The sequence below is a fragment of the Chryseobacterium sp. Leaf394 genome (assembly GCF_001424105.1).
Taxonomy (GTDB): Bacteria; Bacteroidota; Bacteroidia; order Flavobacteriales; family Weeksellaceae; genus Chryseobacterium.
This window is the reverse complement of the sequence record NZ_LMQH01000004.1, coordinates 285,995-310,883: the sequence shown is the minus strand read 5'-3', so window position 1 is coordinate 310,883 and position 24,889 is coordinate 285,995. Positions and strand designations below refer to the sequence as shown.

The 24,889-nt window shown below is 37.7% G+C and carries 21 protein-coding genes; 6 read left to right on the top strand and 15 right to left on the bottom strand.

Translation table 11 applies throughout. From position 1 onward, the window contains the following. Window positions 1-94 precede the first annotated feature (94 nt). On the top strand, window positions 95-496 hold the full coding sequence (locus tag ASG21_RS02140; RefSeq protein WP_128414190.1) for a hypothetical protein: 402 nt from the start codon (window positions 95-97) through the stop codon (window positions 494-496). A 4-nt stretch (window positions 497-500) separates the two neighbouring features. Here ASG21_RS02140 and ruvC read toward each other — a convergent pair whose 3' ends face one another. From ruvC to ASG21_RS02115, 6 genes are all read right to left on the bottom strand, one after another. Next, on the bottom strand, window positions 501-1,055 hold the full coding sequence (gene ruvC / locus ASG21_RS02135; protein ID WP_185113698.1) for a crossover junction endodeoxyribonuclease RuvC: 555 nt from the start codon (window positions 1,053-1,055) through the stop codon (window positions 501-503). Window positions 1,056-1,118: 63 nt separating this feature from the next. Continuing rightward, a complete protein-coding gene (locus tag ASG21_RS02130) occupies window positions 1,119-2,204 on the bottom strand; it encodes a serine hydrolase domain-containing protein (RefSeq protein WP_056075259.1) in 1,086 nt (361 codons plus the stop codon). Between the two features lie 46 nt (window positions 2,205-2,250). After that, complete coding sequence (locus ASG21_RS02125) at window positions 2,251-2,958, bottom strand: diphthine--ammonia ligase (RefSeq protein ID WP_056075155.1); 708 nt, start codon at window positions 2,956-2,958, stop codon at window positions 2,251-2,253. A gap of 2 nt (window positions 2,959-2,960) precedes the next feature. Beyond that, window positions 2,961-3,755: a GLPGLI family protein gene (locus tag ASG21_RS02120; RefSeq protein WP_056075151.1), complete on the bottom strand. Its 795-nt coding sequence runs from the start codon at window positions 3,753-3,755 to the stop codon at window positions 2,961-2,963. 85 nt (window positions 3,756-3,840) lie between these two features. After that, window positions 3,841-3,975, bottom strand: coding sequence for a hypothetical protein (locus ASG21_RS20670; protein ID WP_277814169.1), 135 nt, complete (start codon window positions 3,973-3,975; stop codon window positions 3,841-3,843). A gap of 166 nt (window positions 3,976-4,141) precedes the next feature. Then, window positions 4,142-7,489 carry a methylmalonyl-CoA mutase family protein gene (locus ASG21_RS02115; protein WP_056075149.1) on the bottom strand — a complete coding sequence of 1,116 codons (3,348 nt, stop codon included), beginning with the start codon at window positions 7,487-7,489 and terminating at the stop codon, window positions 4,142-4,144. A gap of 444 nt (window positions 7,490-7,933) precedes the next feature. Between ASG21_RS02115 and ASG21_RS02110 the strand changes: the two genes are divergently transcribed. The 5 genes from ASG21_RS02110 to rpsB all read left to right on the top strand — a co-directional run bounded on the left by ASG21_RS02110 (window position 7,934) and on the right by rpsB (window position 11,083). Further along, on the top strand, window positions 7,934-8,656 hold the full coding sequence (locus ASG21_RS02110; protein ID WP_056075146.1) for a T9SS type A sorting domain-containing protein: 723 nt from the start codon (window positions 7,934-7,936) through the stop codon (window positions 8,654-8,656). A gap of 148 nt (window positions 8,657-8,804) precedes the next feature. After that, the gene (locus tag ASG21_RS02105) at window positions 8,805-9,137 is read left to right on the top strand and encodes a hypothetical protein (RefSeq protein WP_056075144.1); all 333 of its coding nucleotides are present in this window, start codon (window positions 8,805-8,807) and stop codon (window positions 9,135-9,137) included. 127 nt (window positions 9,138-9,264) lie between these two features. Next, entirely contained in the window at window positions 9,265-9,720 is a 456-nt protein-coding gene (gene rplM, locus ASG21_RS02100) for a 50S ribosomal protein L13 (RefSeq protein ID WP_056075141.1), read from the top strand. Between the two features lie 7 nt (window positions 9,721-9,727). Then, the gene (gene rpsI / locus ASG21_RS02095) at window positions 9,728-10,114 is read left to right on the top strand and encodes a 30S ribosomal protein S9 (protein ID WP_056028995.1); all 387 of its coding nucleotides are present in this window, start codon (window positions 9,728-9,730) and stop codon (window positions 10,112-10,114) included. A 207-nt stretch (window positions 10,115-10,321) separates the two neighbouring features. Next, window positions 10,322-11,083 (top strand): 30S ribosomal protein S2, encoded by a 762-nt coding sequence (rpsB, locus tag ASG21_RS02090; protein ID WP_056075138.1) that lies wholly within the window; start codon window positions 10,322-10,324, stop codon window positions 11,081-11,083. A 55-nt stretch (window positions 11,084-11,138) separates the two neighbouring features. On the opposite strand, the gene ASG21_RS02085 is transcribed toward rpsB, so the two are convergent. The 9 genes from ASG21_RS02085 to ASG21_RS02045 all read right to left on the bottom strand — a co-directional run bounded on the left by ASG21_RS02085 (window position 11,139) and on the right by ASG21_RS02045 (window position 24,767). Continuing rightward, complete coding sequence (locus ASG21_RS02085; protein ID WP_128414189.1) at window positions 11,139-11,573, bottom strand: DUF6759 domain-containing protein; 435 nt, start codon at window positions 11,571-11,573, stop codon at window positions 11,139-11,141. A gap of 48 nt (window positions 11,574-11,621) precedes the next feature. Then, complete coding sequence (locus ASG21_RS02080) at window positions 11,622-13,235, bottom strand: DUF1501 domain-containing protein (protein ID WP_056075133.1); 1,614 nt, start codon at window positions 13,233-13,235, stop codon at window positions 11,622-11,624. Window positions 13,236-13,239: 4 nt separating this feature from the next. Continuing rightward, entirely contained in the window at window positions 13,240-14,874 is a 1,635-nt protein-coding gene (locus ASG21_RS02075) for a DUF1800 family protein (protein WP_056075130.1), read from the bottom strand. A gap of 164 nt (window positions 14,875-15,038) precedes the next feature. Continuing rightward, on the bottom strand, window positions 15,039-15,731 hold the full coding sequence (locus ASG21_RS02070; RefSeq protein WP_128414188.1) for a DUF6759 domain-containing protein: 693 nt from the start codon (window positions 15,729-15,731) through the stop codon (window positions 15,039-15,041). Window positions 15,732-15,751: 20 nt separating this feature from the next. Further along, window positions 15,752-16,432, bottom strand: a complete 681-nt coding sequence (trmB, locus tag ASG21_RS02065) for a tRNA (guanosine(46)-N7)-methyltransferase TrmB (protein WP_056075126.1) — start codon at window positions 16,430-16,432, stop codon at window positions 15,752-15,754. Window positions 16,433-16,513: 81 nt separating this feature from the next. Next, the gene (locus tag ASG21_RS02060) at window positions 16,514-17,293 is read right to left on the bottom strand and encodes a DUF6759 domain-containing protein (RefSeq protein ID WP_056075121.1); all 780 of its coding nucleotides are present in this window, start codon (window positions 17,291-17,293) and stop codon (window positions 16,514-16,516) included. Window positions 17,294-17,497: 204 nt separating this feature from the next. Continuing rightward, entirely contained in the window at window positions 17,498-18,289 is a 792-nt protein-coding gene (locus ASG21_RS02055) for a hypothetical protein (protein ID WP_056075118.1), read from the bottom strand. A 117-nt stretch (window positions 18,290-18,406) separates the two neighbouring features. Continuing rightward, the gene (locus ASG21_RS02050; protein WP_056075117.1) at window positions 18,407-21,820 is read right to left on the bottom strand and encodes a T9SS type B sorting domain-containing protein; all 3,414 of its coding nucleotides are present in this window, start codon (window positions 21,818-21,820) and stop codon (window positions 18,407-18,409) included. Window positions 21,821-21,932: 112 nt separating this feature from the next. Next, window positions 21,933-24,767: a T9SS type B sorting domain-containing protein gene (locus ASG21_RS02045; protein ID WP_056075255.1), complete on the bottom strand. Its 2,835-nt coding sequence runs from the start codon at window positions 24,765-24,767 to the stop codon at window positions 21,933-21,935. Between the last annotated feature and the right edge of the window lie 122 nt (window positions 24,768-24,889).

Genomic DNA, 24,889 nt, shown 5'->3' with positions numbered 1-24,889 from the left:
AGGTTTTACCAAGTATTTTAATTTGTAAGTGATTTCAGCTTTTCCTAATTGCATAATTCTTGCAGTAGTAAGCGCATCACAAAAAAATAGTATTATGAAAAACGGTATTAAAATCTCAGCACTTTCTGTCGCACTTCTTATGGTTTCGTGTAAAAACGAAGATCCTGTAGATAAAGAATTAAAAGACGCTGCAATGGACATGAACAAGATGACGCCTCAGATCTTAAGCGATGGAATAAGGCTTGACAGTGTTTCTGCCGGACATTTAAGCTTAAAATACCATTACACGCTTACAGAAGATGTCAAGGAAAATGTAACTGCGGAAGAAATAAAGGTTTTCAAAGACGAAGCAAAGCTTGAAGCTGAGAAAAGTCTGAAATCTTCACAGGAAATGGCTGATTTGAAAGATAAAAAAATAAAATTTGATTACATGTATTACGACAAAAACGGTAAAGTAACCACTGATTTTTCGGTTACTCCCGAAGAGTATAAATAATATTTTATTTTAAACGATCGGGATTCTGCTTCAGGAAACTGTCCCATCCGGAATAGGATTTGGTATCAGTAACTGTTCCCGAATTAAAGTGGTGGCAGACCGCAACTGCCAGACCGTCGGAAGCATCTAAATATTTTGTCGGGAATTCTTTTAAGTTTAAAAGACTTTTAAGCATACCCGCTACCTGTTCTTTACTGGCATTCCCGTTTCCGGTGATTGCCATTTTTATTTTCTTAGGAGAATATTCTGTAATCGGAATATTTCTGTGAAGACTTGCAGCCATGGCAACTCCCTGAGCTCTGCCCAGTTTCAGCATTGACTGTACATTTTTCCCGAAGAAAGGGGCTTCCAAAGCGACTTCGTCCGGATGAAACTCGTCAATTAAGGCTAAGGTTTTATCGAAAATATACTTCAGTTTCGTTTCGTGATTGGGGTATTTCTTCAGAATCAGTTCATGGATGGAAATCATTTCCATCTTTCCTTTTTTTACCGATATTAAACCAAATCCCATAATCGCTGTTCCGGGATCAATTCCTAAAATTATTTTCTCTGCTGAAATCATTGTTGCAAAGATATGCGAAGTTTTAGTTTAATTGAGATTCAAAACAATTTTTAAAGTCTGTTAATTCACATTCTCCAGCTGATCAATAATTTGTTTAATCTTCTGATGAGGTTTGAAAGCCGCAGATTTGCCTTTTTCCTCATCTGCAATATTGGATAGAATAATAACGGAAGTTTTAGTTTTGGGATAATAAATATTCAGAGACGGCGCACCTTTCACATAACCACTGTGGAAATAAGAAACTGGTTTGTTATCCGTCATAATTCCCAGTCCGTAACCCATGGTTCCGAGAACAGGATGCTGTCTTTCGGTGCTTTTAGACATAAATTTTTTAAGGGTTTCCGGTTTTAAAATTTTTCCTCCGTACAAAGCGTTATTCCACAAATGCAGGTCATCCACTGTCGACAAAATGCCGCCTGCAGGAATTCCGATTTCATTTTTATCTAACCGTTTCGGCATTCCGTCGACCACCTTTTGTGATTTTGAATTACCCACGTAAGTTTTGGCAAAATTCTGTCCCTGAAACGCTGTTCCTGTTGAGGAGTTTTTCATTCCCACTTTTTTGAACAGATCCAGCATATTTTCATCAAAAGATTTTCCTGATACAGCTTCCACAATTTTTCCTAAAGCATTGAAACCATCATTGGAATAATTGAAACCCGAACCGCTTTTAAACATCAACTTTTCGCCATAATTATTCAGACCCGAACTGTGATTCAAAAGTTGATGAATTGTGATGTTTTCGTATTCTTTTTTCTGGAATTCTTTGATGTATTTTGAGGCTTTGTCATCCAAGCTAAGTTTTCCTTTTTCCATTTCCAGCAAAATCAGAACTGCTGTAAACTGTTTGCTGATCGAAGCAATAGAGAAAACGGTTGAGTGATTAATTTTAGTCTGACTGTCAAAATCTGAAAAACCATCATTTTTTCTGTAAAGTTCAATACTATCCTTAAAAATACCGACACTTCCGTTGAATTGATACTTATTGAAAACCGAATCGATCTGTGAAGCAATGAGTTTCTTTTTAAAATCTAAAACTGCCGAATCGGCAATGGCTTTGGTGTCGACGGGTTTTTGCGGCACTGCTTTTTCGCAGGAAAAAAAGAAAAATCCAAGAATCGAAATGAGAAATATTCTGTAAAGCATCAAATTTGTTTTTCCTAAAAATAGAAAAATTATTACAGAAACAAAATTATTTTGCAATCAAATCACAAAACCAAAAGACATATTCTCCGGCATCACTGTCGTCAGCTTTTGGTTTGGGATACGTCTTCATAAGCGTTTCTCCGATTTCAAATTCAATCTTATTTTTAAAAATCGGTCCGTCAAAAGTGAAGGTGTGAAATTCACCGTTTTCTCCGCAGGGATCAACATTTTCTGGGAGGTCTTTAATGAAATTTTCATCTATGATTCTTCCTGCAAAACTTTTATCTAGATAGGTTTCGTTTACACAGGTGATAATGGTTTTAAAACCCAAATCCAGAAATTCATGGATGAGGTCGGTTGTATTTTGCTTCCACAAAGGAAAAATAGCTTTCATTCCGATGGTTTCAAGCTGTTTTTCACGGTATTCCTTTAAATCTTCCAGAAAAATGTCTCCAAAAACAGAATGAGTTACCCCCTGGGATTTGATTCCCTTCATCGTTTTCGACATAATGTCCTGATATTCTTCCATCGACGGCTCTTTAGGAATTTCCATTTTAATTAAATCTAAATTTAAACTTTCAGCCTGTTTTTCAAGTAAAGAAACATGAACTCCGTGCATAGAAATTCGCTGAAAATCTTTATTGATGCTGGTCAGCAGGGAAGTGACTTCAAAATGATCTTCTTTTAAAATTTTGTATAAGGCAAGTGCAGAATCTTTTCCGCTGCTCCAGTTGAAGATGGCTTTGGGTTTCATAATTAATCTAAAAAAACATTAATTTTTTTTAGTCTTTCGTGCATTTTGTATGTCGTCTCTTTGCCGGATGCATCAAAAATTCTTAGGTTTCCATTGTACGCAGATGGATTTGCATGGTAGTTTTTTCTTGCTTCCAGATACTGTTCTTTATTCTTCGTAATGATTTTGTTGGGATAAGAGATAGGCTCAATCGTTTCTTCAGATTTTGTAATTCCGACAGCAGTAAATTTGATTGTTCTGTTTGTATTATGTACTTCGAGAACAAGTCCTGAAAGTCCTTTAAATCTGAACGGTCCGTCAGGGATAGAAATGTCCTCAGCAAACCACACAAAAAAGGTGTCGTTTGTATCTGTCACTGCTGACGCCAGCCTGCAGGTATAGCCTAAAATATCTTTCTTCTGACTGAGGATTTCCCATTTTAAATCCGGTTCTTCGTAAGCAAAAATGTATTTTCCCACATCAGTGTTTACTATAGTTTTCCCTTCATTTCTGTGAACGCTTTCCCGATGTTTTGGAAATCTGGGGATGCCGCCTACACTGGAATTAATTAAATTCAATGTGGAACTTCCTTTTTTTCCTGATTCATTATCATAATAGTCTTTCGCTTCCTTTGTGTAAAATACAGATTCTGTTGTATTACAAAGTAATATAAACTCGGCAGATTTAACTTTTTCTCTCTGCAGCGAATCGGAAATCAGATTCATCTGATAGGTTATCTGCATTGACGCTTTTGTATTCTGAGCCAATGAAAAAATGCTAATTAAGATTGTAGACAGAAGAATGGTTTTTTGTAGCATTTGGTATTGTTGGAATAGTAAAAATACAAAAAAACCTCAAAGAAAATCCTTGAGGTTTGATATATATATAATTTAAAAATTTGATCTAGTCAAAAATTTTGCCTCCACGATCAAATAATTCTTTCCATGTAATAGATTTTGTTGCTAATCCTCTTTTTGTTTGAATGGTTTTATAATGAATTTTTCTTCCGTCGGAATATTCTAATTCAATTTTGTCCATAGAATTTTCGAGGTTCTTTAATTGAGCCTAAGCATTAAATACTTGACGAACCTGATTGACGCTTGTCCAATCGCTTATCAGTTGTATATTCCAAGATATTAATCCATCTCCATTACCTGGATGTGTGACAGTTATTGAATTATTCATAATCCTTCATAATTTAGACTTACATATTACGTCTATATTTCCCACCCACTTCAAACAAAGCGTTGGTAATCTGCCCTAGCGAGCAGTATTTCACAGCATCCATCATCACATTGAATAAATTCTGCTGATTGATGGCAGCGTGTTGTAAAGTTTTTAAGGCAGCTTCAGATTTGTCTTCATTAGACTTCTGGAAATTATGAAGCGTTTCTATCTGAACCTGCTTTTCTTCCTCAGTCGAACGGATGACTTCTCCCGGACGAACCGTTGGTGAACCGTCTTTTCCAAGGAAAGTATTTACACCGATAATTGGATATTCTCCGGTATGTTTCAGCCATTCGTAATGCATCGATTCTTCCTGGATTTTTGAACGTTGGTACATCGTTTCCATTGCCCCTAGAACACCGCCTCTTTCTGTAATTCTGTCGAATTCTGCATAAACTGCTTCTTCAACCAAATCGGTCAATTCTTCAATGATAAATGAACCCTGAAGCGGATTTTCGTTTTTAGCCAATCCTAATTCTTTATTGATAATCAACTGAATCGCCATTGCTCTTCTTACAGATTGCTCAGTCGGGGTTGTAATCGCCTCGTCATAAGCATTGGTGTGCAATGAATTACAGTTGTCATAGATGGCATAAAGCGCCTGAAGCGTTGTTCTGATGTCGTTAAAATCAATTTCCTGAGCGTGAAGAGAACGTCCTGAAGTCTGAATGTGGTATTTCAGCATCTGACTTCTTTCGTCTGCACCATATTTCAGTTTCATTGCTTTTGCCCAGATTCTTCTCGCCACACGTCCGATTACTGAATATTCAGGGTCGATACCGTTGGAGAAGAAGAAAGATAGGTTCGGTGCAAAATCATTGATGTCCATTCCTCTTGACAGATAATATTCAACATACGTGAAACCGTTTGCCAATGTAAATGCCAACTGAGAAACCGGATTCGCACCAGCCTCGGCAATGTGATAACCGGAAATTGAAACCGAATAAAAGTTTCTTACTTTTTCTGTGATAAAATATTCCTGAACATCACCCATCAGTCTCAAGGCAAATTCGGTAGAGAAAATACAGGTATTCTGAGCCTGGTCTTCTTTTAAAATATCTGCCTGAACGGTACCACGAACAGTTGCAATGGTTTTAGCCTTAATTTCAGCATAAGCTTCCGCAGGAATCACTTCGTCACCTGTTAAACCTAATAATTTTAATCCTAGACCATTATTGGAAGGAGGCAATTCTCCGTTATATTTTGGTCTTTCTAAACCTTTGTCGTCGAATTTTGCCTTTAAAGCTTTTTCAACATTTGCTTCTAATTGATGTTCAGCAATATACTTCTCAACATTCTGGTCAATGGCCGCGTTCATAAAGAAAGCCAGCAACATCGGCGCAGGTCCGTTGATGGTCATTGAAACGGAAGTCATTGCATTCACCAAATCAAATCCGGAATACAATTTTTTTGCATCATCTAATGTAGCGATAGAAACTCCCGCATTTCCGATTTTTCCATAAATATCCGGTGGTAGGGCAGGGTCCTGTCCATACAAAGTCACGGAGTCAAACGCTGTTGACAGACGTTTTGCATCCATTTCCGCAGAAACGTAGTGGAATCTTCTGTTCGTTCTTTCGGGTCCGCCTTCTCCAGCGAACATTCTCGTCGGGTCTTCCCCGGTCCTTTTGAAAGGATAAATTCCGGCTGTGTAAGGAAATCCGCCCGGAAGATTTTCTTGACCTTTCCATTTAATCAAATCACCCCAATCGGTATATTTTGGAAGAGATATTTTTGGAATTTTTAAATGAGATAAGGATTCTGTTGAGGTTTCCACCTTGATTTCTTTTCCACGAACGAAATAAGAGTAAAACTCAGCTTTGAAAGCCTGTTTCGTGTCATCCCAGTTTTTAAGGAAGTCGATGTTTTCCTGTTGAAGATCTTTTTCTGCTTTCTGATATTCAGCATCCAACGTTTCGTTTGAAAGGAAACTTTTTACGCCTTCAATGTGATACATTTTTCTTGCTAACTCAGCCTGTTTTTCAACATTGGCATCGTACTGTCTGTTGTTTTCAACAATTTCAGAAAGATAACGTACTCTTTTTGGTGGAATAATCGTGATATCTTCTGAGACTTCCTGTTCAACAAAACCTTTGAGATTTAAATCAGAATATTTAGCATTAACTTTTTCAATTAATCTGTTGTACAAATCAGTAGTTCCGTGGTCATTGAACTGAGAGGCTTTTGTCGCATACACCGGCATATCATCCAACGGACTTTCCCATAGCAAATGGTTTCTCTGGAACTGTTTTCTTACCGCCTGAAGTGCATCAAGCGCGCCACGTTTGTCGGATTTATTTAATGCAACCAAGTCTGCGTAATCCAACATATCGATTTTTTCCAACTGTGTGGAAGCTCCGTATTCAGGCGTCATCACGTACATTGAAACATCAGCAAAATCTGAAACTTCAGAACCTGACTGTCCGATACCAGAAGTTTCCAGAATGATAACATCTGGATGAGCCAGTTTCAAAACATTTAATGCTGAATGAATGAACGGAGAAACAGAAACGTTGTTTTCTCTCGTCGCCATCGAACGCATATAAACTCTCGGATCATTGATGGCGTTCATACGGATTCTGTCACCCAAAAGTGCGCCTCCTGTTTTCTTTTTTGAAGGGTCGATAGAAATAATGGCAATCTTTTTACCAGGATTTGAACGTAAGAAACGTCTTACCAATTCATCTGTCAAAGAAGATTTTCCGGCTCCACCTGTTCCTGTGATTCCGATGATGGGAATATTTAAATCTTTTGATTTTTCGTCAATGGCTTTTACCAAATCCGGTTTTTCTTCTGAGAAGTTCTCAACAGCGGAAATGATTTTAGCAATGCTGGTCGAGTTTTCGAAACTGATGTTATCCAAATCTTCAGCAGTCACTTCTTTTCCGGTCGCGAAATCCGATCTTTTCACCAAATCGTCGATCATTCCCTGAAGACCAAGTTCACGGCCATCGTCCGGAGAATAAATTCTGTCGATTCCGTAAGACATAATATCTTCGATTTCTTCGGGCAGAATTACACCGCCACCGCCACCGAAAATTTTAATTTGCGGAGAGTTTTTTTCTCTTAAAAGGTCGTAGATGTATTTAAAATATTCGTTGTGACCACCTTGATAAGAAGTCAGTGCAATGGCGTTCGCGTCTTCCTGAATTGCTGTGTTTACAACCTCTTCAGCAGATTTGTCGTGGCCAAGATGAATGACTTCGCATCCCGTTCCCTGAATCACACGGCGCATAATATTGATGGCCGCATCGTGCCCGTCGAATAACGAAGCTGCGGTTACAATTCTTACTTTGTTTGTTGGAGTATATTTTTGGGTGTCCATATTGTTTGTAGAAAATTTCTAAGTTTTCAAATATAAATATTTTAAAACTATTTAATTTCATGTAAAATTGACTTAAATATAAACTTGAAATCCGATGATTTAGCTTTATTGTCAATCGCAAATATTATCTTTGGAAAATAAGTTTTTAGAACTGAAAACGAGTGAATTGATATGAAAATATATTTATGAAAAACTTTGAAAAACAAGCTTTAATAATATTTTTTTGAGCTGTTTCAAGATTTTTTGGCAAATCCCTGTTTAAGCATATTAATTTAAAAATGTTCGGTGATGATTGCCAATATTGAAACTGTTTTTTTTCTAGTTTGGTGTTTTAAATATGATAATGAATTTTTCCCAAATATGTACTCGGATCGCACCCGGTAGTTTTAATTAATTTTAATTTGAAAAGTTTAGATTCAAAAAAACTTTGTAAAAAAATATAATATGAAAAACATTTTTATAATCGCATTAATTTTAATTACGGGATTTTCTGTAAAAGCGCAACAGCCAGCGCTTACCGGAAATACATGGAATCTGGAAAAAGTGATTCTTAATAATGTTGATCATTTTTTTCCCAGTTCTGTATCTACAATATATGCTACAGCAACTTTTTCTGCAAACTCATTACAATCCGTTATCTGCAATTCAATGAGTGCAACTGTGACGTATAACAATAATCAGATTAATTTTATCGGCTCGGGTTTAACACTTGGCAGTTGCCCAAATTTTAATAATAATGAATACAATGTTTTTGAAGGATATTATTTTGGACAATTTTTCGGAAGCAATACTTCAAACGGATTTTATCCAACAAATACGTATTTAATTGAAAATGTAAATAATCAGCTTAAACTTACTTTAACAAATCCTAATGGTGATAAAGCCATTTTTTGGGCAGGAAATCTCGCTGTACATGATTCTGATTATAATATTATTAATGTGTATCCTAATCCTGTAAAGGATAAATTATTCATCAATGCAAAATCTTCTCTTTTAAAAATTAAACTTTACGATTTGTCAGGTAGTGTGATTTTAGATAAAAAAATAAGTAAAGACAAGGTTAATTTTGAACTGGACATGATGGGTTTGGTCAGCGGAATTTATTTTCTGAATGTAAAAGATGATCAGGAAAACCATATTTACGATTCAAAAATAATTAAGAAATAACGAAAGTTCAATTTTTAATAATGTGATTGTTTTCCAGATATTCTTTTGGAACACTGCTTTTAATAATACATGCAAATGCATTGTTAAATAAAATTATCTAAATTTTGATCACAATAATTTCTCTAATTTTGCAGCCATAATTTTAGATATGAAAAAAGCATTACTATATTTCGCACTCGGAACGGTTGTCAGTTTTTTAATTAATTATTTTTTTACAGACACCAAAGATCTAGGGTTGGAAGTTTATTATGCTTTATCATTCGGGATCGCGTGGGGATTGGCCTATTATCTTGATATGGGTGATTTTAAACTGATTCAGAAAATGACTTTCTCGTTTTTAGCGATGATTATTTTAGTTGTTGTGGGTGTTTTGATCTTTAATGTTGAACTTGCCATTCCGTCTATTCTGAAATTTTCTACGGTCTTTGTTGCTTATTATTTTATTGCAAGTTTCAGATCAAACAGAGCTTCCCGAAAGTAAAGAGGTGAAAATGAAGATGAAAGATATTCTCAAGACATTTTAAATATTATTTTTCTGTTCAAAAAATAAAGTGTACCTTTGCACACCCTTTTAAGGGAAAATTATGTTTAATCTTTAACTAAAACGTGTGAATACATTAAGTTACAAAACTGTTTCAGCGAACAAAGCTACTGCAAATAAAGAATGGGTTGTGGTAGACGCTGAAGGACAGCCGTTAGGAAGACTAGCTTCTACGGTTGCAAAGATTTTGAGAGGTAAGCACAAGACGAATTACACACCTCACGTAGATTGTGGTGATAACGTAATCGTTTTGAATGCTGGGAAAGTGACTCTTTCCGGAAACAAGTGGAACGATAAGACTTACATCTGGCATACAGGTTACCCTGGTGGTCAGAAGTCTATGACAGCTCTTGAACTTCAGAAAAAAGATTCTTTAAAAGTATTGGAAAAATCTGTAAAAGGTATGCTTCCAAAAAACAGATTAGGATCTGCATTGCTTAAAAACCTTTATTTATATGAAGGAACTGAGCACAAGCACGAAGCTCAACAGCCGAAAACAATTAATGTTAACGAATTTAAATAATTAAATTATGTCTATAGTTCACAAAATCGGAAGAAGAAAAACTTCTGTAGCAAGAGTTTACGTAAAGCCAGGAACTGGTGTGATTACAGTAAACGGTAAAGAGGCTGCAACTTATTTCTCTACAGACGTGATGGTTTACAAACTAAACCAGCCGTTCATCCTTTCTGAAACTGTTGGTCAGTACGACGTTACCGTAAATGTTTTCGGTGGTGGAAATACAGGTCAGGCAGAAGCTATCAGATTAGGTATTTCAAGAGCTTTATGCGAAATCAATGCTGAATTCAGATTAGCTCTAAAGCCAGCTGGTTTACTTACAAGAGACGCAAGAATGGTGGAAAGAAAGAAACCAGGTCAGAAAAAAGCAAGAAAGAGATTCCAGTTCTCAAAACGTTAAGATTTGCTGCTGGCGAATGGCTTCTGGCTATTGGCTACAGGAATTTATTAAATTTTATTTAAACTTAATCCCGGCGAAAAGCCAATTGCCAAAAGCAAAAAGCCAAACGCCAATTGCCCGTTACGTTTAGCATCCAAACGCTTCTCCCATCTAAAGAATGCGTTGATTGTTTAAAAAGCGGAAAGTAAACTAACAAAAAACAAAAACATGGCAAAAGCAAATGTAAAAGACCTTCTAGAGGCTGGCGTACACTTCGGTCACATGACCAGAAAGTGGAACCCAAATATGGCTCCATACATTTTCATGGAGAAAAACGGTATTCACATTGTAGACTTACATAAAACAGCTGTTAAATTGGATGAAGCTTGTAGCGCTTTAGAAAAATTAACTTCTGCAGGTAAAAAAGTTCTTTTCGTAGCTACTAAGAAGCAGGCGAAAGAAGTAGTTGCTAAGCATGCTGCTGAACTTAATATGCCTTATATTACAGAAAGATGGCCAGGAGGTATGTTGACGAATTTCGTTACTATCAGAAAGGCTGTAAAGAAGATGAACTCTATCGACAAAATGAAAAAAGACGGTACGTTCGAAACTTTATCTAAAAAAGAAAGATTACAGGTAGACAGACAAAGAGCTAACTTGGAGAAAAACTTAGGTTCTATCTCAGACATGGTGCGTCTTCCTTCTGCAATCTTCGTTGTAGATATTATGAGAGAACACATCGCGGTAACTGAAGCTAAGAAATTAGGTATCCCTGTTTTCGGTATTGTTGATACAAACTCTGACCCAAGAAAAGTAGACTTCGTTATCCCAGGAAACGATGATGCTTCTAAATCTATCGATATGATCCTGAGCGTTGTTTCAGAATCTATCAAAGAAGGTCAGACTCAGAGAAAAGCTGATAAAGAAAAATCTAAAGAAGATGGTGAAGTAGTTTCTGCTGATAAAGATGCAGACTTCGACGCTGAATAATTGAAGGTTATCTTTAAAATATCAAAGCCGCAGATTTTTTCTGCGGCTTTTGTTTTTATTCAGATAATGATATTGAGTATGTACCCGTCACATATTTGGAGTTGTTATAAACCGACTGACAGACCATTCCAGACAAGTTGTATTTCTGATTTTTCGGAACCATTGTACTTCCGGTCTTGCCAGCTGGAATAGGGATCTGCTTTGAAAAATTGGGTCCGCTGATGCTCAGAACCATATTACAACGGGATTTATTATGCACACTTATTGAAGTATTTGGACTGTCTGATGATCCGTTGAGAATATCATTCAAAACTTCGGCAGTTTCCTGTTTTTCTGTTTTAGATAAATTCTTATATGCTGTTTCTGTCTGTTTGACGGGCGCCGAAGTGTATTTTTTGGAAGACTGAGGTTGTACAGGCTTTTTCAGAACAGGTTTTGTTCCGCACGCAATCGCCGACATGATCGCCATTACAGCCAGATATTTTTCCATAAAACTTTTTAAGTTTAAAACTGAATAATTTTTGTTTTCGTACATAGTTTAGTGAGAAATAATAATCTTTTTCGTCAGCTCATCAGAACTGCTTTTTATTCTCAGCATATAAGTTCCTTCTGAAATAGACAATACATTAATCTCCAGGCGGTTTGAAACCACATGTTCCGATTTTTGAATGATAATCCTTCCGCTCATATCTAAAATCTGATAATTTACATCAGTCTGCCGTCTGTTTTCAAACTCTACATAAACATATTGGTTTGCAGGAACAGGATAAACTTTAATCCCATTTTCGGCTCCTGTTTCATTTGTTCCCAGTGTTGCACAAACCACATCTGCTTTTTGGGCATCTTTGATTATATTTACCTTTTGTGCTCCGGTAACATAATAATCGAGCTCTGAAGTTACCATTAAGCTTGTGCTTGCTCCAAGCCAATCCTGAAGAAGCGATGCGAAAATCTGACGGTAGTCATACCTTCTTTGGTTTTGATTGTAATAATAACTTGTAGCATTGGTAAATACAGGATGGTCACCTAAAATTCCTGCCGCAGCACCATTTCCAATAACAAAAAACGGAGCTAAATCGCCATGGTCTGTTCCTGTACTTCCATTTTCACGGACCTGTCTTCCGAATTCGCTGAAGGTTACAGTCATAATTTTATTGGCAATCCCAAGTTGTTGAATGTCTGCCTGAAACGCTGCAATGGAATTTGAAATGTCACCCAAAAGATTGGCGTGGGTTCCCAAATGTGTGCTTCCGGTCTGTACCTGGCTGACGTGAGTATCAAATCCGCTGATGTTGACCTGAAATATTTTGGTTTTGCTTCCTCCCTGAATCATTCGGGCAACAGTTTTAAGCTGCTTACCTAAAGATGAATTTGGATAAGTGGTAGTGGAATTCACACCCGTATTGAAAACCGACATTACACGGTTGTAATAAGCATCCATGCTCGTTGCAACACCTTTGATGTAGGTGAGAAGATCCTGATATTCTGAATTTAAAAGATTTAAATTGGTAAACATCTGGTTTTGAAAACCTGAAAGATTGTATTCAATATTTTTCTCTGTTGTATGTTCATAAAACAGACAGGGATTAAGATTTCCCATCTGAATTGCCAATGGATCAGGACTTAAAGTGGTTGGATTTCCTGCAAGACCTGGATAAAGTGCACCCAAATATCTTCCAAACATTCCATCCAGAAGATCGGCACTCGTAGAGCCGTCTTTTCCTGAAAACATCAAATTTTCTGACCTGAAATGCGAATAATTCGGATTGGGATAGCCTACGCCGTTCATCAGCAGAAGTTTTCCGGAATCGTAAAGGTCTTTAAAACCTGTCATAGAAGGATTTAAACCAACCAATTTTCCCGAAGAAACCGTACTGTCCAAAGGGATATAACTTCCTGTTCCCGAACTGTTAATTTTAATATTGGGTCTTAACGCAGCGTAAGTACTGTACTGACTGACAGGAATTACTGTGTTGAGCCCATCGTTGGCTCCGGCAAGTCTCAGAATGACTAAAACCCTGTCATTTACTGTATCACAGTTCATCTGCAGATCCAAAAACTGATTCATAAACCTTGATGGCATTCCATTCAGATAAAACGGAGTTCCCACACCTGCAAGAGAAACTAATTTTAGAAAGTCTTTTCTGTTCATGATTTTAAATTATTTGGAATTCCGGGGATTTGATAATTGCTTTTACGAGTCTGTCGATAGGGATTTTTACATTAGTGGCAACACCTGTATTGATGTAAATCGTCCATTCATTAAGCCAGTTGGTAGCACTTAAATTATTCAGAAAAACAGTTTTAAAGTAAATATAGCGGTCACCGTCGGGAACTTCTACCATCATCATCTGCAGAAATTCGGTTACGAGCACATCTGCATTTCCCGGATTTGAAAAATAGCCACTGTCTTTTACGAAAGCAGCATTATTGAGTTTAAAATTAAAACCATTGTACGTTAAACCATTGATGAAATAATCAATCGTATTGTTGTATCTGATTCTGAGTGATGAAGTTGTGATCCAGTTTTTATCGTAATGCGGACTGCTGGAATAACCCGAATAGCCATTCACAGATTGCGGTCTGAAAATTGGCATGCCCGCATTGTTGGAATAAGTGTACACCACATTCATCAGACTGTGTATTGCTGAAGGATTTACTGTGTAAAGAGGTAATTGCAGGTTTAAGAAAGAAAACATGTGGAGGAACAGTTCCATTGGATTTCTCACTAAGCTTCCAATCGTTTTATCGCCAATAATAATATCTTCTTCATCGTAAAAATGTTTGCTTTTCAACAGCGTAGTAAGAGTAGGAAGAATATTGTAGTTGTCTGCTTTTAAGCCGGTTGCAAGAGGCGCAATAATGCCGGTTTCAATAACCGGAGTGATCTCTCTTCCTACAAAATATCGGTAGATCCTTCTGCAGTATGCTTTTGCTGTTTCATCTTTATCAAAAACCATATTGACGAAGTTTTGAAGCTCGGTTCTGATGGTTGTTTCTGTATTTCCGCCTGCGATGCTTTGGCTTCCAAATGCTGCTGAAAAAGTCTTAGCGCTGGTATCGTGCCTGTTAAGTTTTATTTCACCTCTCGTGATGTTAGTCACAGGATCAAGCGAACTGAGTCTGGCGTTTTTATCCAGATGAATGCTGGAGGTAAGTGAAAATCCGGTGAGTACTTTCGCTGCCTGCTGCACATCTGTTTCAGTATAATTGGTGTAGTTTCCTGTTGCTATCTGAGGTCCTTTTAAAATGGTAAAAAGTTCGAGAAATTCACGGGCATAGTTTTGATTCGGACTGTTGTTCTGATTTACATTATTATTCAGGTAAACCAACATCCGCGGATTTTGGGTTATTCTTACAGCGAGATCTTTTAAACTTCCGTTCACATGGAATCTTAAAAGTTCTTTATAATCAAAATTAGTCCAGTACGAAGTGTCGTCATCAGTTACAAAAAGCAGATGAAGAAAAAAAACTATTTTATGCTGTGCCGATAAGTCTTTCAGCGCACTGTGCAGCCACCAGTACAAATCATTTCTCACACTGTTTGCCGTTGCCTGAGTATCTGTAATTGTAGGATTTGCGGCTGTCGGAACAATTGTTTCTCCCACATTATTTAACGGAGATGGCGGACTTGGAGCTGCAAACGTGAAGAGCGCAGTGATGGCTTCCTGAGGAGTTTTTGTAGAAAACTCAACAATTCTTGCTTTGGTTAAATTATAGGTTGTACGTCTCAAAAGATGATACGCATTAGAAAAACCGAGCGCGTTGGTTTTGGGTGTAAGACTGGGCATGGCTGTGCGAAATTTTAATCAAATGTAATATTTAATTAAATATAAATCATATAAAATCAGCTTATTATATCAATATGATAAAATAAAAAACGAAAACCCTTTTACAACAGGCATTGTGAAAGGGTTTAAATTTTAAACTTTTTTTAAAGAAGATTGTCAGAATGTTATTTTTTCTTTTTTGAAGTTTTCTTTTTCTTAGGAACAGATGTTTTCTCTACTTCTGTATGGATTTCTTCTTTTTTAACTGTTTCCGGATTGCTCAGGATGATAACCGCTCCTTTGCTGAACTGCTTTACACTTTTGTAAGGTACATCACACACCGTCCCGGATAAGGTGTAGGTGTCTTTATCCAAAACCACAGAATTTTCGCCTTTGGAAGGAACTGGAAGATTGTAAAATTTCTTTCCTGAGATTTCAAGAACGAGATTGCAGTCTGAATTATTCTTCAGGAGTAATATCACTTCATTGTTCGTAATATCCTGATTAAAAACAGCATTCAGAAGCTCTGTTGTTTTCAGCATGTGTTCTTCCGGAGTTTCTGCTAAAAGCTTTTTAAAAATGGCTTCAGACTCCGGAGAGTTTTTTCTGAATGAATTTTTGGAAGGCAAATCAAGAATAACTGGTCTGGCGGCCATTGGTTTTGCATCTTTTCTGCCTTTTACCCAATCGGCATTTTTGAGGGCGATAACGCGTTGTTTTAAAACCCTTCTTTTAGGGTCTTCAGGATGTGCTTTTGAAATGTAATCTTCAATCTCAGCTATATTTGTACTGTTTAAAATGCTGTCTCTGTGCTCATTGGTAACACATGACTGAATGATGAGACTGAAGAAAACAAGCGGAAACAGAATTTTCTTCATCGGATTTGTGTTTTTTGAAATTATTTTTTTAACCTGAATTTTATGTAGGTTATCGTTTTTCCCTTTGCAGAAAAAAGTTCCTCATAATAAGTTTTAATGTCCCGCAGATGCGGAGTGTTCGGATCGTATTCTGCCGCTCCGTAGATGTCATGATGGGCAGAAATGATTTCGTGCCCTGCACCCTGAAGGTAGCCTAAAGTATAGCCGTGCAGAAACTCTGAATCTGTTTTCAGATGGATGATTCCGCCTGGTTTAAGGAATTTTTTGTAGCGTTCCAGAAAATCGGGGTGGGTGAGTCTGTGTTTGGTTCTGCGGTATTTTATTTGTGGATCGGGGAAGGTAATCCAGATTTCATCCACTTCATTTTCAGCAAAATAATGTTCTACCAGCTCAATCTGACTTCTCAGAAAACCAACGTTGTGCATATTATTATCCACTGCTTCTTTCGCACCAAACCAGAATCTGGCTCCTTTGATGTCTATTCCAATGAAATTTTTGTCGGTAAAAGTTTTTGCGAGACCTACAGAATATTCGCCTTTGCCACAGCCCAGTTCAAGTATGATAGGATTGTCGTTTTTAAAAAAATCTTTATTCCAGTTTCCTTTCAGCGAAAAACCGTTTAGAGCTTCTTCTCTTGTGGGTTGCACGACGTTTGGAAGTGTTTTGTTTTCTGCAAATCTTGCTAGTTTATTTTTGCCCATATTTCATTTTTCAAAGGTGCAAAAATACAAAAAAAGAGACAGCAAGCGTCTCTTTAAGTTGATATTAAGATTTTTATCCGATTATTTTGAGCTTCCCAATGCTACCATCAGTGGCTTTTGGATCGTCTTCTGCGATGCATACTGAGCCCCGCAGACAATACTGGTAAATAGATAATTGCCTTTTGCCACTACCACAGAATTATCATCGTGAGCAGGAACGGCAAGTCTGTATTTTGTGTTGCCGATACCTTCCATCCTTACAATAATGTTGCAGTCTGATTTGTTTTCAATCATCACAATTGCTTCTTTTGAATTCGGGTCGTTATCAAAAAGTGAATTCAGGATTTTTACTGTTTTGTCTTTGTGTTCCGCAGAACTCATTCCCATCAGCATATTAAATTCATCAGCTTCTGTGTCGGCAATTACCGGTGCTTTTGCATTCGCAGCAGTTGCAGTTACATAAACATTTTGCCTGTTGCTTTTGGTATAATTTACCGGAACTTTATTGGTTGCAAGAATTGCACGGTATTTTGCGATCTGCTTGTCTTTGATTTTCTGATTAAATTCTTCAAACGTAATTTTCGTGGAAGGTTTTCTCTTCAGCATTGCCAGATCTTCCTGCATCTCTTTTACCTTTTTGTCGTTGGGATCCGCGGCGCTGCTGATGTATTCCTTCATCATGGCCATTACTCTTGGTTTCAGAATTACCCTCTTAGGATCGTCAGGATGGGCATCCCGAAGAAAGGCGTTGATTTCGTAAATGCTTTTACTTTTGAGAATATTGCTGTAGTCTTTTCCTTTTTTTTGTGCCGAAAATCCTGAAAAGGATAGCGTTAAAAGAAAAATAAAAAGATGTTTCATGTTTTTGAATGATTTTTTTGCTTCAAATTTTTTCAAAAATAAGGATTTTAAAAGTAACTGTTGTGTGACAATCCCTTACGAATTATTTAAATTAATCTTAAAAGTTATTAATCAGTGTGCTGTAATTCTCCGTTTTTTTGATTACAGCTAATGTTTTATTGATTTTGATCTCTAAAAATTAAAATTGTTAAAAATTAAATCTGTCTAATTTTTGATAATATCCTGTAAATGAGAATTTTTTAATCTTCTCTGATAAATTGGAAGGTACTTTTCAATCGGCATTTTTATAGCGTCAAAATTTCCGGTCTGCACGTAAACTTCAATGTTCTCTGAAGTATAAACGAAATGAAGAAAGTTATCAATTAAATTTTCAGGAATTTTAAGCCGAGTGAAATAGTCTGTGCCTAAAACATTTTTTATTTCATTCACCGAAGAATTCATTCTCTCATACGCTACGTATCGCTGTTTTTTCTTTCTTTCTCCTGAAAGAATGTCAAATATACTTTCGATACTGAATGTAAGTCCGCCATCGCGGAATCCTGCAACAGGAAGTTCAGGGGAAGTTCCGTCACCTTTAGGCTCGGGAAGTCCGATTACTTTTTTAAGTGCGTATTTTTTGTCTTCTTTCCGGATTGAATTTACATCAAACCTCAGATTTCCTGTCGGTCTGAATCTGCTGATCACAACTTCCTGAATGTCGTAGTACGCAATCATCAGTTCGACAAGATTTTTTCCTGAAAGCATATTGGCTGTAACTTTTATATCTTTTCTTTCGGTAACAATGCTGGTAAATCTCACTACATCACCTTCACTGGCAGATAACTGAAAATTACCGTTATAGTTGGCCAGTACAGTCTGCATGGTCTTCAGATTGGTAACGTATACCTGATTAAGATACATCTGCGAATTGTCTCTTAAAAAAACTTCACCGGAATAGAGTTGCGCATTGATCTGAGCGATGAAACCCAGAAACAAAAGAGTAATAATCTTCTTCATATAATGATGCAAAATTACATAACATTATATTTATTTTTTGCCTGATACAGACGAAAAAGGGGTTAAAGTTATATTAAACTTCGCGGCAAACTGTTAATTATTGTTATTTAAGCAGGATTATTTATCCCAGAGGCTGTCATTTCGGTTTTTTACAAGCAGCCAACTCGTGTATTTCACATTGACAATTTTATTTTCAGTCCATGAAATGAAATACCAATATGTGGCTGTAGAAACGTGTCTTCCTTTCACCATTCCGTCCCATGTAAACCTGTTTTGCGGTGTTCCGCGGAACTGTTCGGCTCCATACCTGTCGAAGATTCTGAAGACAAGGTTTTCTTTATTCATCAGAGCTGAATAGTCTATTACATCATTTACAGAGTCACCGTTTGGAGTGATGGTGTTGATCAGATTGATGATCACAAAAGTTTGCTGTACCACTTCGCATTGCTGAGAATCACGCACATAAAGAATATGGTTACCTGTAGGCACTTCTTTGAAAACATTCGATGCCTGCCAGTTGAAACCATCGAGAGAATATTCGTAAGGAGGATTTCCACCTGTTGCAGTAACGGTAACCGTTGTTCCGTTGATATCCAGTGAGGTGATCACTAGCGGGGAAGATTCAGACACGCTTACAAACTGTCTGTATGTACAGCCGTCAAAAGTGAGATCCACCCAGTAATTACCTACAGTAACATTTGAAATAGCCGGTGTTGTTGCACCCGTGCTCCAGTTGTAAGAAGTAAAACCAGATCCTGCATCTAATGTAGTGGTTGCTTTAGGGCAGATTGTTTTATCAGCCAGAATATCCGATTTTTTCGGAATTTTTAAAGTTAATGTGATTGACGCAACATTTGAACAGAATCCACTTTTTTTGAATCTTAAATAATAAGTCTGAGTTCCTGTAAGAATAACGGTACTGCTGATTGGTGACACATCATTTTGGGCATCGGCCAAAGTTGCATGATAGCTCACGGCAACTAACGGATCAGTCGTAAACTGACTTACAAACTGCGAAAGATTCAGTTGTTTTGAACCATCTAAATCATCGTCACAATAATTTTGGCTCGCAGATGTTGCCAGTAATGAAAGTTTGGTTCCGATACTGAAAGAAACCCACTGTACCACAGAGCCACAGCCATCGGGAGATGTAACTCTTACGTAGATTGTTGTATTGGCAGAATAGCTCCAGTTGTTTGGCAAAGTATTGTTGTTTCCATTCATCGCATCGCTAAGATTTGCGTAGTAACTTACATTAGTAAAATAGGCAGAATTGGTAAGGATGATAGGGGTGATGTCTGATAAAACAACATTTACTGTTCCATCTAAATTTTCATCACAGAGAGCGTTGTTGTGATTAGGTATAATATTGATGGTGGGAAAATGATTGAGTGTTATCTGTGCGATATTGCTGCAGCCGGCATTATTTTTTACAAGTGCATAGACAATTGTTCCTGCTGATGCGGGATAGTTTGTCGGAAGAGAAATAAGTCCTGCTGGATTCTCTGTCTGAGCTGCTGCCAAACTTGTATAATAAGTCTTTACAACCGGTGTGTTTGTGGTTACATTGGCGGTAGTGAGGTCAAATGTAGCAATCCCGTTTACACTGCAGGCTGTGAGTGTCGTATTGGTCACAGTCACAGGTGCAATATTTAAAGTTACCGTCACTGTTTCACAATCAGGGAAATCTGGGTCATTACCGCAGAAAGTATAGGAGAATGTGTCTGTTCCGGCAGTTGTAGGATTGGTAACGGTGTAGGTGATGACTCCTGTAGTAGTATTAAGTACTGCTGTTCCAAGCGAAGGATTGGTAACAATAGAGACCGTAGATGGAACCGGCATTTGAGTGGAACTTGAAAACGCAGGAGTAAATATTTTCGCAGTACAGATGTTAAAACTTTCACTGGTCAGTTTTGTACAGTTTTGTATTGGGATAGCCACTGAAACCAAAGGAGCACAGCTACCCATCGTTACCGACACGGTGTAATTTCCTGACTGGACAGGGGTATAAGAAGTTCCGTTAGCACCTGGAATTGCAGTTCCGTTTCTGAACCACTGGTAGGTGTCATAAATAATAGGATCTACCGTGAGCACAACTCCCGGAATACATGTGCCGGATTTTAAAATAACCGGTTGAGTGGGAAATCCTGCAAAAAATCCACCGTAACCTACGGCGTCACTTCCCGCATTAATTCCTGCAGTAATGGCTTTTGTAGAAACTATTGTGAGTGTTCCTGTAACATTGGGAATTCCGTAAGTTACCCAGCTTGAAGTTCCTGTCATGGTAAAAGGGCCTGTTCCTGCTGGTGGTGGAACTCCGTTAATGGTAACAACGGCATCTCTTTCAGTGATTAAATTTAATTTTGTCGGAATATTTAGTATCCCCGAAGGATTGACTCCGGTATGAACGAAATTTTCATTGATAAATCCGAGCTCATTGATCTGTTTAGGCAGATAACAGTTTAATGCAGGAATAAAATTGAAGCCACCGGTAGCTACCTCATCAGCAGCCGAAGAATTTCCGGCTAAAGTCTGGTAGACATAGGCATTTTTAGTTGTTTTTAAATAGAGATTATAATGTCCGGAGCCCTGTAAAATATATTTTGAACTCGGAACTACAAAATACTGTCCGGTATTAAGTGTCGCAAGCGGTAACCCTTCATTATTCACAAAAATCTGTGTGTTGTTTTCCGTTGCAATCACCAGTGCACCTTCCATATTTGAACCGATGCTACCGTTTCCTTTTACAAGGGCAAACTCGCTTCCCAAACGGCTTACAGGAACAGACTGATCCATCAGAATATCTGAACTCAGCGGAATATTTCCGGCATACTGTCCGTTGAAATTTCCGTTGGTGACATTTACTGGTTTGTTGGACTGTATTTTAGCTCCGATAAAACCATCCCAGTTTCCTGGAAAAGTCCCGTTTCCGTCAATGATGTAGGACTGACCTTTATTTAAAGTAAATGTTAAAGTGGGATTGGTAGTGCCGGTAGTACCATTGGAGAACTGCACAGTAGTTTTATATCCCGAAATCGTTACCGTAGTATTGTCTTCTGTGGCAAGTACACTCGTCATAAAATTGAGTATCCCATTGCTGACAGTAATGGGAGCGCTCGCCGCATGAAAGGTGGTTCCTGTAGAAGGAATTCCTTTAGAAGTAATAATTTCTCCGTGATTAAATACAGAAAATCTTAAGTTGGCATAAAACGGAAATTCTGCTTTTAGATATAAACCTTTTGTTGTAGTAGTAAATAAGTCTGTCTGAACCGTCGTAATAATATAATTCCGTAAAACATCAAACTTCTGAGGATTGTTTTTGCTGATAATCACTGTACCGATTACCGTATTGTTGTTGTAAATAGTTACAGGAAACGGCGTAGTTCTGCTGGTTGAAAGATATAAAGTCTGATATGGATTAGGATTTCCGGTACGGTCTACCATCGGTGCAAACCAATGCTCACGGTCAAGCTGTGCCAGCGAAACGGAATATATGAAGATTAAAAGAAAAAAGGATAGAATTTTCTTCATCGGAGATACGGTTTCTACAAATTTAATAATTAATTTTTATTAAATGTTTAAAATAACGCAAAAAACCACAGCCTGAAGACTGTGGTTTTTAATTATTGATGAAAATTAATTACTATTCTCTGTTTTTTACAAGAACCCAACCTGAGAATTTCACAGGAGTTTGAGTTCTGTTGTTTTCGTTCCATGAAATGCTGAACCAGTAATTTCCGGTAGAGATTCTCTTGCCAACTACCGTTCCGTCCCATTTATAACCTTTGTCTTTGTTTCCTTCAAATATTTTCACACCGTAACGGTCGAAGATCGAGAAGGTAAGATTAGGTTTATGAGCTAATGATGAATAATCTAAAACATCATTTACACCGTCATTATTCGGAGTAATTACGTTGATAATATTTGGTACTGTAACGTTCACCTGTTGAGGTACACAATTGAAGTTGTCTTTCACATAAACAGTTATATCCCCTCTGGTAATATCTGTGAAGACATTAGAATCCTGCCAGTTGATATTATCAATTGAATACTGATATGGGGCAGTACCTCCCACAACGTTTACAGTAACCGTTGTACCTGACACTTCAATATTTGTAACTACAGGCTGTTGCGTAGGATAAACCGTTACATTCTGTCTTGTAGTACAGTCACCTGTCTGCAGATCAACCCAGTAATTACCTACTGTAATGTTGCTGATAGTTTGTGTAGTATCTCCGTTGCTCCACGCATATCCGTCGAAGCCTGCTCCGGCATCAAGTGTGGTTCTGTCTTCAATACATATTTCTTTATCCACCAAAACTGTAGAATATACAGGAGGAAGTACAATTAATGTAATAACGGCAACTCTGTAGCATCCGTTGGTATTGCTCACCCGTACATAAACAACTCCGTTTGGTGCAACATAATTATCAGGAACTGTAATTTCATTAGTCTGATTCTGAGCATCCGTTAAAGAAGGGTAGTATTTCTTAGATGTTCCTGTCTGAAGAGTTACGTTTGCCGCTGTAAGATCAAATAATGCTGTAGAAACATTGTTTGGTAAGAAACAAGATCTCAAAGTAGCATTAGTTACTGTCGGGCTTTCTGAAATTGTGAACGTAAGCGTAATTTGCTCACAGTCTACAAATTCAGGGTCGTTTCCGCAGAATTTATAAGTTATTGTGTCTGTTCCTACGTATCCGAAGTTCGGAGTATATCCTATCACACCGGTGGTTGGATTAATGATTGCCGTTCCGTTTGTTGGAGGTGTTACGATTGTAACTGTTGACGGTACATAAGTCTGTGTTGAACTTGTAAACTGAGGTACAACATTATAATACCCTTCACAAACCGTTTTTGCATCTGTAGTCTGCTGTAAACATGTGAAAACTTTATACACAGGAGTAGTTGCCGGTGCACATGAGCCTACTGTGATTCTAACTGTATAATTTCCGGCAATTGTTGGTGTATATGAGTAAGCAGTCGCCCCCGGAATTGCAACATCATTTCTGTACCATTGATATGTATCATAACCGTCATCCACTTCCAGGACAAGCCCCGGGATACAGTCTCCGGTCTGCTTCGCAATCAAAGGTATTGATGAGAACCCTGCAAAATATCCTCCGTAACCCGAAGTACTGTGTCCACCGTTAATTCCGGCTGTAACAGCTTTGTTCGACTGAATTGCAATATTTCCTGTGATGGGTTGAATTGCATACGTTACCCAGTTTGTATTTCCGGATAGAGGAAAGGGACCCTGTGCTGCTGTTGGAGTCAAGGGGGCGCCTCCATTTACGGTATAGGTTACAGTAGCTCCCACTTCAGTTAGAATATTCAGTTTTACAATGGTCCCGGTAGGAATCACACTTGCTCCTAAAGCTCCTGTAGGCATTTGCCCAACCTTGCCAATTTCATCTATTTTTCTCGGTAAGAAGCAGTTTAATGGCGGTATATAATTGAATCCGCATGTAGCACTGTCATTATCAACAGAAACAAGTTGATATAAATAAACATTTTTTGTAGTGCTGATCATCATATTCGCATGCGATCCTCCTGCCTGCACAACATAGTTGCTTCCGGAAATTCTGTACCACTGGCCCTGATTTAAAGTAGCTATTGGAGTTGCTGAACCATTCAGATATATTTCAGTATTATTTTCTGTTGCTACAATAATACCCCCTTCAAGGTCTGCCAGTGTAGATCTTGTTCTTACCATAGCAAAGGTATTTCCGAGCCTGCTTGTAGGTACAGATTGATCTAATATGATATCTCTTCCGGAATTGGTATTGTTTCCGAAGTTTGCTGTTACGTTGCCATTGGTGAGTGTAATTGGCTTGTCTGATACAATTTTTGCTCCCATGAATGGAACAGTAGGAGATATTGGCCCCGCAAAAATGAAAGACTGGCCTTTATTTAGTACAAAAGTATGTGTGTTCGTTGCAGGAGTAGCTCCAAAAAAAGTAAATGACGCGGTAGCGCTCCAGGTAGCAGTGACTGTTGTGTTGTCTTCTGTAGCCAAAACGCCGGCAGAAAAATTGTTAGATGCCAATTGTGTGGATGGAGTGCTGGCAACAAAAAACTCTGTACCGATTCCAGCCTTACCTTTGCTGGTAAGAACCTCGGCATGCTGTGTATCGTTCACCATCCTTAGCGTGCAGTAAAATGGCTTCGTACCATTAAGGTACAGACCTTTGTTAATTACTGCAAAACCTTCACTTACACTTGTCGCGGACATGTTTGAATTAGGAACTACATAAGTTTCCGGATTGTTTTTACTGATTGTTACAGTTCCCAAAACGACATTGTTGCTGTATATTGTTACCTGAAAAGGTGTCACCGAATCTGTAGAAAGATAAAGTGACTGTCTGGTAACGGCTGTGGTTGCATAATAAGGTGCAATCCAGTGCTCTGTATCTCGCTGCGCAAATAGATTGACCGAGGAGATCATCAATAATAGAATTAGTAGAAATTTTTTCATAAGCAGAATTAGGATTTTCGCAAAAATAATGAATTTTCCGTAATAATATGTTTTTAATTTTAAATAATGCGAGATTAAAATTGAATTTTTAGGTTTAAAATTTAAACATGATTGTAAATAAA